This is a genomic window from Candidatus Dormiibacterota bacterium (genome assembly GCA_035536395.1).
GTDB lineage: Bacteria > Patescibacteriota > Saccharimonadia > UBA4664 > DATLOE01 > DATLOE01.
The window spans coordinates 1-8,929 of sequence record DATLOE010000011.1; the positions used below are offsets into that span (position 1 = coordinate 1).

At 50.4% G+C, this 8,929-nt stretch carries 7 protein-coding genes; all 7 read right to left on the reverse strand.

The window, feature by feature from the left end; all coding sequences use genetic code 11:
• On the reverse strand, nucleotides 1-227 hold a 227-nt coding region (locus VNA68_01985), incomplete at its 3' end, for a hypothetical protein (protein ID HVE80890.1).
• Complete coding sequence (locus tag VNA68_01990; protein ID HVE80891.1) at nucleotides 224-1,516, reverse strand: peptidoglycan DD-metalloendopeptidase family protein; 1,293 nt, start codon at nucleotides 1,514-1,516, stop codon at nucleotides 224-226. The genes VNA68_01985 and VNA68_01990, both read right to left, overlap by 4 nt.
• On the reverse strand, nucleotides 1,517-4,171 hold the full coding sequence (locus VNA68_01995) for a hypothetical protein (GenBank protein HVE80892.1): 2,655 nt from the start codon (nucleotides 4,169-4,171) through the stop codon (nucleotides 1,517-1,519).
• A gap of 3 nt (nucleotides 4,172-4,174) precedes the next feature.
• Nucleotides 4,175-6,091, reverse strand: a complete 1,917-nt coding sequence (locus tag VNA68_02000; protein HVE80893.1) for a DUF87 domain-containing protein — start codon at nucleotides 6,089-6,091, stop codon at nucleotides 4,175-4,177.
• Entirely contained in the window at nucleotides 6,091-6,828 is a 738-nt protein-coding gene (locus VNA68_02005; GenBank protein ID HVE80894.1) for a hypothetical protein, read from the reverse strand. The genes VNA68_02000 and VNA68_02005 overlap by 1 nt, the downstream gene beginning before the upstream one ends.
• Entirely contained in the window at nucleotides 6,806-7,651 is an 846-nt protein-coding gene (locus VNA68_02010) for a PrgI family protein (GenBank protein ID HVE80895.1), read from the reverse strand. The genes VNA68_02005 and VNA68_02010 overlap by 23 nt, the downstream gene beginning before the upstream one ends.
• Nucleotides 7,652-7,654: 3 nt before the next feature.
• On the reverse strand, nucleotides 7,655-8,929 hold a 1,275-nt coding region (locus VNA68_02015), incomplete at its 5' end, for a hypothetical protein (protein ID HVE80896.1).

The window sequence follows — 8,929 nt, forward strand, 5'->3', positions numbered from 1 at the left end:
ACTTCATACTCACCAATAGCAAGAAGCGCTTTGTGTTTTTGGCCAGAGAATGCCTTAATTTTTTTAACCTCTTTACCCGAGCTGTTTTTTATAACAACTGTAATTGGCTGCGGGCTAGCGCTGGTGGCTTCTATTGTTAAAAACCCCCGGGTTAAAAAGAGGAGCACTATAGCCAGGGCAGCAGCAGATAAGATACCTAAATAAATTTTTGGGTGAGTTAAGTTCATTCCGGCAGGTCCTCATATAACTTATTAATAATATCGTTCATTCCTTTGTCTCGGCAGTCAGCGTATCCGCCCCCCTGGTGAACCCCATTTTTTATACAGCCGCGATCAATATGGAGATGGGGGTCCGAAAAGGCAGGCTTGGTACACTCTCTCCTTCCTATCTCCGCTACCTTGGAGCCGGAGGTAACATTTTGGCCATTTCTTACGCTCGGCCTTTGAAGGTGGGTATAGTAGTAATGAAACTTATCCTTAGAAACCAACTGAAATGAGTAGCAGCCCTTAACACCGTTATAAATATGCAATAATTCAATCGTACCATCACTAATGGCGTATACAGGAGTTCCTGCTACTTTGTCGCCCCCGGGTTTACGTGAAATATCAAAAGCGGCGGAACCATCGTGATGGCATGAGTCCGAAGAGCAGGGCAATTGGCTCATCCAGATAACTCCCCCATTTTGGCTTTTCCTTTGCGGGCTGACCGGGAAAGAGTAGCCTTCGGCACTAACGCTTCCGTTTTGAGAGCTGCATATTCCTACTTCTCCTTGTGAGCTCAAAGGACCACCACCTGGTTTAGAGGTTTTAGCTTCAACAAATTTATCACTTTCAGGCAACCAGCCTTTTGCAAAATCGGTTGCGATTAACCAATAAACCATTCTCACGTAATCGGAGTTCTGGTCTCCCTTAGGAAGGTTTTTTAGCAAAGTACCGTCAGGCGCACCACGTCCATTATAGTTAGCCGCAAAGGAGAGCAAGTTATTGCCATTACGTTCAAACACCACCGCTTCAAAAGACGCTTCAGCATCTCCGTCATAGCCCTTATTGGCCAACGGTTTACCGGCTGATCCTCTGTGGTGAATAAATGCCGCATGAACAGCGTCTTTGGGATTCTCTCGATCTTTAACACCGTCCCCATCTCCATCCCGGCCCATACTGTTCCAGCTGGTATCAATAAATTGCCATGGTCCATCAGCGCCGGCATCGGAATCGGGCCAGTCGGAGGTCTTATACTCTGGCCAACCCCGCCACTCAGCCCACAAAACCGCTGCCACCAACCTAGGGTCAGCATCAGGGTGCTTGGGGGCTGCCGAGGCTATTAAGTCACGCCAAACAGGCGGAATATTTGCCGATAAATTGCCGCCACCACCGACGCTAGTGGCATCGCTACAAAGCTCACTGGGGTCGTAGAAGGCTGTATCATAATTCACCGAATGCCTATCATCCGAACTGATAGCAAGAACGCTTTGGGCGGGGGCTAGCAATAAAACTAATGTAATCAGAATTCGCTTCATTTAGCGCCCACCCACCGAGTAATGCCAATGGCCATTATTTGTACAGTTCTCATTGTTATGAGAAACTCCATACTTTCTACCTACCTCATCTGCCTTGGCGGTGTCTAGTGGGCATCCGAAGTCCACAGCTTTGCCTTTGTAGTGATTACTGGTTGATGATGAATGGCATTGCCCGAATAGTGAATTCAGCTTGTAGTGGTAGGTTTGGCCAAGTTCCTCCAGAAATTGAAGTAATTTGGGATCTGGCTGAATTTCACTAGGCATAGCAAACCCGCAGCGTGTGGTGCCGCTAGCCGGCTTACCATTAGAAATATCTTCTAACTGCTGACTGGCCAGAGACCTGTCTGCGCTGTCGGAGGCTTTAGCCTCGGAGTAATCGGCTATATCGATCTTACCGTCTTTACCGAGATCCAATATTGCTTTGGCGGAGTCTTTTGCAGAACTACTGACTGTACCGCCACCACCAGGGCTGGCTTGGCCACCACCTCCCTGTTCCGCCCCTACGCTTGCGCAGTCGTCATCACTGTAAGCGCAAGAAAGGCTGTTGGCTACGGCGGTATCTAGCATACACATACTGGTCTCCGGGTCCTCGCCTTTGGCCATCTTGGTATTAAAAGCCTCCATTTCCAAATCACACTCAGCTTGGCTCTGGCTATCAAACGGCTCAGACTCTAAATCTTGCTTATTAAACCCATAGCGCTTAACCCCGTATAAATTATTATCTAATTGCTGGGCCAGGGTGGGTGCCGAGAAAGCCCTGGCTATACTTACTGGTATTGCGCCGAGGTTTGTAACTAAATTAGTACTGGTTGCATGTGCTAATTGGCCGGGGCTGGCGGGGGTTGCCATGACCAGGCGGGCAAATACTGAGTCTGGTTCTTCAATCGAAGCTAGTTTGCTCCAAAAGCCGCGCGCGCGGTTACCTGCTGCCTGCTCCAATGCTATTTCTTGATTCAGCATTGCCACTTCGTCATCTTTCAGAGCCCGTCCGCCCATCGTTTGCGAGAGTGCCTCTTGGGTTACGGCCGCACCGCCATCTATGCAATTGAACATTCGGCCGCCCGATTCCTCGCCGCTGCAAGCAGGCGCACCACCCAAAAATGTCATCATTTTAGCTACCAGGCTCTTAAATAGTTCATCGGTATCAACCCCAGTGATCTTGCCAAACACCCATAAGCCTCCCTGAACAGCCTTGCCTATGACGTCATTAATTGCATTTATGAGGTCGCCAATGATCGGAATAGTATTATAGGCACCTACAATCGGGCCGATAACTTTACCAAAAGTATCTTTATAAGTATTCGAAATCTCAGCCGCTTTTGTGTCATCGCTATTTACCTTCATCATATCGGTGACCGGGTCGTACTCATCTTGCTCATTACTCTGGGCATAAGCTGTAAATGAAATAACTGCATTATGGCTGCCAACCACTTGCTTGTAGCCATCGCTTTTCTCCATACCGTCCGTCATTTGCATAAAGGCATCTACCTCTTCGCCAGATACGGTCTCACCGGATTTGAGCTGGTCGGTAGCAGTAGCAAAGGTAAAGTAGGCAGAGGCGTATTCGGCCGCCCGCATTGTGGCTACGAGGTTTACCAAGCCTCCCTGTCCAAGCAATACCTCGATATGCTTGGCAGTTTCAAGACCAGCCACGATATTCAGTATGGGAATGGCTTTATTCACGAACTTGCCGGCTATTCGCCCAGCATTTTTAACCTCCGGCTCTTCAGCTGGCCCTGTGCCAGATCGGGCCTCTTCACTAGCCACCTCGGCGACTTTTTCCAGATCAGGGTCAATCGATTCGCCGGCAAAGCTGTTCTTTTCATCGTTGGAATTACCCGAGCGCGGGCAGTCACTTGGCGTGCCAAACAAACATTTACCGAATCGTCCGCTTAAAATCGGCTTAGATACTGTCTTAGTCCACCTAGCTCTTACCTTATCCCCGGCTTTCTCCCGCGTGTTTTCAAAGAATCGCCACTTGGTAATACCCAGCCTCTCGTAAGCCCATTTGCGCATATAGTAGCGTTTAACTATCTGATGCCGTTTGGTAACATCTTTGACGGCCGAATTAAACGCCCGTCGGCCCTCTTTATTGCTCTCAAACCTGTCCTCTACGGCTCTTTCAAACACATTCGTAGTACCCAGCCCTCCATTTCGCTTCAAATCGCTAAAGTCTATCTCTTGCCCGCGGACATCAAGCTTTACTAATCTATCTTTGACCCCAATACCGCCAGTTTCCCGCACGAACCGAATACCGTGCCGCTTCTCCATATCATCAAAGAACTTATCGGTCCGCATATCGGTATACCACTGGGTGAAGGGGTGGGTGGAGGTTGCCCAACCCTTAGCTACAAAGTAGCGGTTCTGGCCATTCTCCGTCCCCGCCACCTCGGCCTTAATGAGGGTGGTTAAGAACCTATCACTGCGCTGATCCATAATGTGGGTCAGCCGTGCCAGGCGCACCTTATCTATATTCTCCTTCATAAACATTAGCTTGAAGGGAGCTAAAAACGCGAAGAAGACTGCTAGCAGCAGGCCGACTATGCTACCGCTTACCCCAACGGCAATCAGCCACCGCCTGCCTTTAAGCAGTCTACTGGCCAGGCCTGAGCCGGCTCCTTTGTTCTGGTTATCGGGCAGGCTGTCTGGCGGCATCGGCTATTCTCCTGTCAGTGGCGGCGCCTCTATGGCTTGGGCGGTTGTTGGCGGTTCTGGTATAGGGGCAGGAGTAGGAGCGGCCGATTCGGGCTGGGCGCCTTGTGCCAGTTTCTGGGCCGCCAGCTGTTGCGGGTTGGTGGTAATCAGCTGGGTTTCGGTTTGAGAGGCCAGAATACGGATTATGACGTGGTTTAGGCCGGCAAAAAACAGCCCCTCCCCCACCGGGAATTGGGTTAACCTAGCCTTCTCTTCACTAGTCAACTTGAATGTTTCGCCCACGATATCGATCGAAGACGGCGCTTGTTTAAGCAGCAGCTGCAGCGATGAGTTGGCCACCACTGCCCGCCCCATTCTCGAGCTCAAGAAGTCATCTACATCTTGCGAAATTGTAGTAAGGCCTAAGAAGTATTTACGGGCGCGTTTGGCGATAGAGAACATAAAGTTGGCCGAATCGTCATGCTTCATCAGCTGCCAGCCCTCATCAATTATCAGTATCCGTTTACGCCGGTCGGATTTAACCTTATTCCAAATAAAGTTAAGCACGATGTACATACCCACCGGCCGCAGCTCTTCCTCTAGATCGCGGATATTAAAGACCACGAACTTGTTGTACAGGTCGACATTCGACTGCTCTGAGAAAATGCCGGCAAAGGTACCTGTCGTATACTTGCGCAGCCGTTGGGCTAGTGCAGGGCCGTTGCCGCTCATAGCAGAGAGCGCTTTATAGAGATCGTTCATAGTCGGCGGGGTGGCGCCGTGGGTTAGCGGGTCGTTGGTAATACCGGCCTTAGCGTAGGTATTGATAATAGCCACGTCCAGGTCGGCATCTTCAGCTGGAGTTAGGGGTACTTGGTTTGCGCCCATCATCAGCCGCAGTAGGCCGTGTAGCTGGATGATATTGGCTCTTAGTGCGTTATCGGCCTCTTCGGCATCTAGTACACGCGGGAGATCGAAAGGATTCAGCCGGTTTTGAGAGGCTAGGCTTAGCCGCAGGTAACTGCCGCCGACGGCTTCGCACAAAGCCTGGTATTCATTCTCTGGGTCGATAATTAGAATCTCCGTACCGAACATTAAACTGCGCAGGGCCTCTAGCTTAACGGCAAACGATTTACCGGCACCGGATTTAGCGAATACGACCATATTGGCATTCTCCAGGCTGAAGCGATCGAACAGCACCAGGCCATTATTATGCCGATTAATGCCGTACAGTACGCCTTCGTTACGGCTTAGGTCGGCTGAGGTAAAGGGAAAGGTGGTAGAAAGCGCGCCGGTATTCATATTGCGGCTGATCTGCAGCTGGTCTTGGGCCAGCGGCAGGGTGGAATTAAAGCCTTGCTCCATCTGCATGGTGGCCGGCTTGGTATAGACCAGTGATTGGCCGAATATGCCTTCGACTTTGCGCTGGACTTGCTTTAAGTTTTCGAGTGAGTCGGCGTAAATCGTCAGATACAGGCCAAGTCTAAAGAACCGCTCTTCACCCACCTGCAGTTTATCGCGCAGCTCCTCCGCGTCTGTGATGGCGGCCTCTAGCCCTGGGTCACGCACCCGGCCCTTTTCAGCATTAATAGTCATACTGGCTTCAAGCTGGCCTACCTTGCGCCGCAGATTGTTCAGCACCACCTGGCTTTCTACAGGGTAAATATAGATACTCATATCCATAATTTCATCGAGATTGATGATCGGCGACAGCCAGCCGGTAAACACCTGGCGGGGGAAGCCGTAAACGTACAGAGTGCGCGCAAAGCGGGCGCCGATGCGCACGTGATCACCAGTAATTTCAACCGATGGCGGGGCAATGAGATCGCGCAGGCTGACTATGCCTTGGCGGTAAGCCGCCTCGGCCTCTTGCTGCTCTTTCAGCCGGGCAGCTTCTGCTAGCGCAGCCGGATCGCCTCCTTTTTTATCAAACAAGGCCATTAGCTAGCTCCCCCGTTTAGCTGAGTTGGCGCTGGGCCAGTGCCCTTGGTAACGGCAGCGGTTTGCAGTTGGGCCGAATCAATCAGCTTTTGATTCTGAGATACATCGGGGTTATATGACATGTAGTAGAGCTCAATCAGCTCCTGGGTATTTAAGGAAATGCTTCTAATACCGATTTGGTTTAGACCGCCCGAAACCAGCTGGACTCTTTGTGAAAGCTCCTCTTTGTAGGCCTGAAAATCGGGCTCAGAAAGAACTGTAACCGGTTGGGGTTTGAGTATGCTACTGAGGCCGGTCAGAATATTTTTCTGCTGTTTTAATACCGGGTTTTCTGGGAAGTACGGAATGACCACATAGAACTGCTTATCCATAATATTAACTTCTTCTATCAAAGCCTGAATATTTAAGATGTAGTCGTCCATTAAATAGCCCAAGAGCTCATTATCTTGGTTTTGTCTGAGTTGCTGAAGGTTTTCTATATAGTGATCGAGGTCGATCTTTTGAGACTTAATAACTATTTGAATTTGAAAATGCAGCGAGTTTAAGAACCCCTGGTAGGCCATCTCTGCCCCATCCCTCTCTTGCTGACTCATTAGGTCGAAGTTAATGGCGCTGCCCATAATAACGGCTCGCAGGCTGCCATCACGCATTACCACAACGCCGTCCCTGATCTCTGAGACCAGTAAGCTGTCTTGAGTGCTTTTCGCCTGTTTTTTAGCTGGCTGAGGGTTTGCCATTACGTAAACTGACCGCCTTTCCTTCTAATAGTTGGTTATGCCGTTTGGCTTGGGCCGAGAGTTGGGCAACAGTTAAGTCGCCAGCCTCACTAGCTAGCTTAAGTATACCAACAGGTGGGGTGGCTGTCATCCCGCTTGTGCTTGCTGCGATTGGATTTTTGGTCGGCTGTTTTACCGCCTGCTGCATCTTAACTAAAGCTTCTTCGCGGACGCTTTTAACTGTGTTTTCTATCAGCACATTTATACTGGCTGAATTAGGGTTATTCTTGGTGTCCAAGATATCATCGGCCTGCTGCACCTCCACCGGATCCGGTACCGGCGTGCCGACTCCGGTTTGGGTCATGCCCAGCCGGTCGCGCAAGTCAATCACCTGCTCTTCTTCCGGCTCTTGGATCTCTGGCTGTTTGGTAGACCAGCCGCGGGTGTCTACAATCTGACCCAGCTTTTCTAACTGCCCTGCCAGCTTTGTAATATCCTTTTTAGGCTCATGCGGTTTTGGTGCCGGCACTTCCAGTCGGAAGACTTCGGCGATCGGCTCCTTCTGCCAGAAACGCTGTTTGGGTTTGACTATGAAGTTCACCATGGCCAGAAAGTAGGCCTCCAGCGGCTGATCGTCTTTTTGGTATAGTCCCAGAGCCAGCATTAAAAGCGCCGGCGGCAGACCTACGATGAAGAACAGAGGCAGCAGAGTTCCCTGGAAAATAGCGAATGTCAAAAAGCCGTAGCCAATGCCTATAAGTGCGTAAATGAACTGTTTGAGCGTTAGCGGCCCCAGTATTTTATCTTCTGCCTCCACATTTTGCGGTACTTTATACTGTGCCATTATTTACTCCCTATCGGTGCGATTAATATCTTCTACCATCCGCGCCGTGTCATCACTGATGGGCTCTCTAGGGGCAACATGCGTGGAGGAGGCAGGCGGGGGTGCTGATGGCTGGGCGCCTCCCCTTGAGGCTCCGCCAGAGCCCCCGCCAGACCCGGCATCAGCTAGATCAAATAGGTCATTGTCCAGACCAAGCTTTTGAAGGTCGCCGCCCTCCAAAAGCTTAAGTGCGTCTTGGTGTTTAGCGACTCCGCCGCCTTCACTGCCTCTAATTTGCTTTAATACCTCATTTTTTACCGTCAAACCGCTACCGGAATCAAAGGCAGCACTACGAGCCATCATTTTTAGCATCTCAGCCCGTTTATCGGCACCCATAAAGCTGCGACTGGAAGAGTCAAAGTTTTTAGCAACTTCTGACGGGGATGCATTTTTTGCGAAAACATCTGAGAACTGTCGGGCCAGTTCAGGGTTACCTTTGATATTTGAGCCAACCTTAAAGTTTTCTAGCGCCACATCATCTCCGGCAATCTTACCAGCGGTCCATGATTGAACCATGCCCCCGACTGTACCTTCATTCAGCGAGCCATCTGTGTTTCTAGCGAGCAGGGCTGGAATCTTGCCCATGTTTTTACCGCTTTCACGTAATGCATCTTCAAAATCTGGCACATGATTAGCAGCGCTATAAGCTTGAATGGCATTCATTTGAGGCGATTTTAGTTGGTTTTTATCTGCCAACTCGCGCATTATGGCCGTTCTGCCCTCCCTAGTCTTTGTATATCCCATAAGCCCGGTTGCCTTAGCTTCTTTTAGTTTATCCATAGCCTTGGTGCGTTCGTCAGCTTCTGGGTGGTAGAAAGCAACTAAGGCATTCTGAAGATTACCAGGCGTAGCATCCTGGAGGTCATCTAGGGCCTTGGAGTACTCACCTACCAGGCCACTGGCTGTTCTGTCTCTTTGCAGCCTACCAGCTGCAGCTCCACCCATAAGCATTCCGGCACCCCTCATTACTCCCCCCCTGGCCATCCTAGCGCCTAGCTTATCGCCACCTAATCTCGTGCGCCCCAGCCTACCTTCTAGCTTATCCATGCTTTTTAGCTGCAGGCTCTTATGCGCGCGTTGTCGCTCCTTAGCCCATTCGCTGTCTTTGACCTTGCCCTGCAGTTTACCTGCTCCACCCAATGACATTTTGGAGATAGATCCGATTACTCCGCCTGCGAATTTGAAGGTAAAGGGTATTAAGAATAAGGGGGCGGTAATGCCGACTAGCGCGAAGACTGG

Coding starts and splice junctions, on each gene's coding strand:
- VNA68_01990 (HVE80891.1), bottom strand. CDS start 1,516: ATGAAGCGAATTCTGATTACATTAGTTTTATTGCTAGCCCCCGCCCAA.
- VNA68_01995 (HVE80892.1), bottom strand. CDS start 4,171: ATGCCGCCAGACAGCCTGCCCGATAACCAGAACAAAGGAGCCGGCTCA.
- VNA68_02000 (HVE80893.1), bottom strand. CDS start 6,091: ATGGCCTTGTTTGATAAAAAAGGAGGCGATCCGGCTGCGCTAGCAGAA.
- VNA68_02005 (HVE80894.1), bottom strand. CDS start 6,828: ATGGCAAACCCTCAGCCAGCTAAAAAACAGGCGAAAAGCACTCAAGAC.
- VNA68_02010 (HVE80895.1), bottom strand. CDS start 7,651: ATGGCACAGTATAAAGTACCGCAAAATGTGGAGGCAGAAGATAAAATA.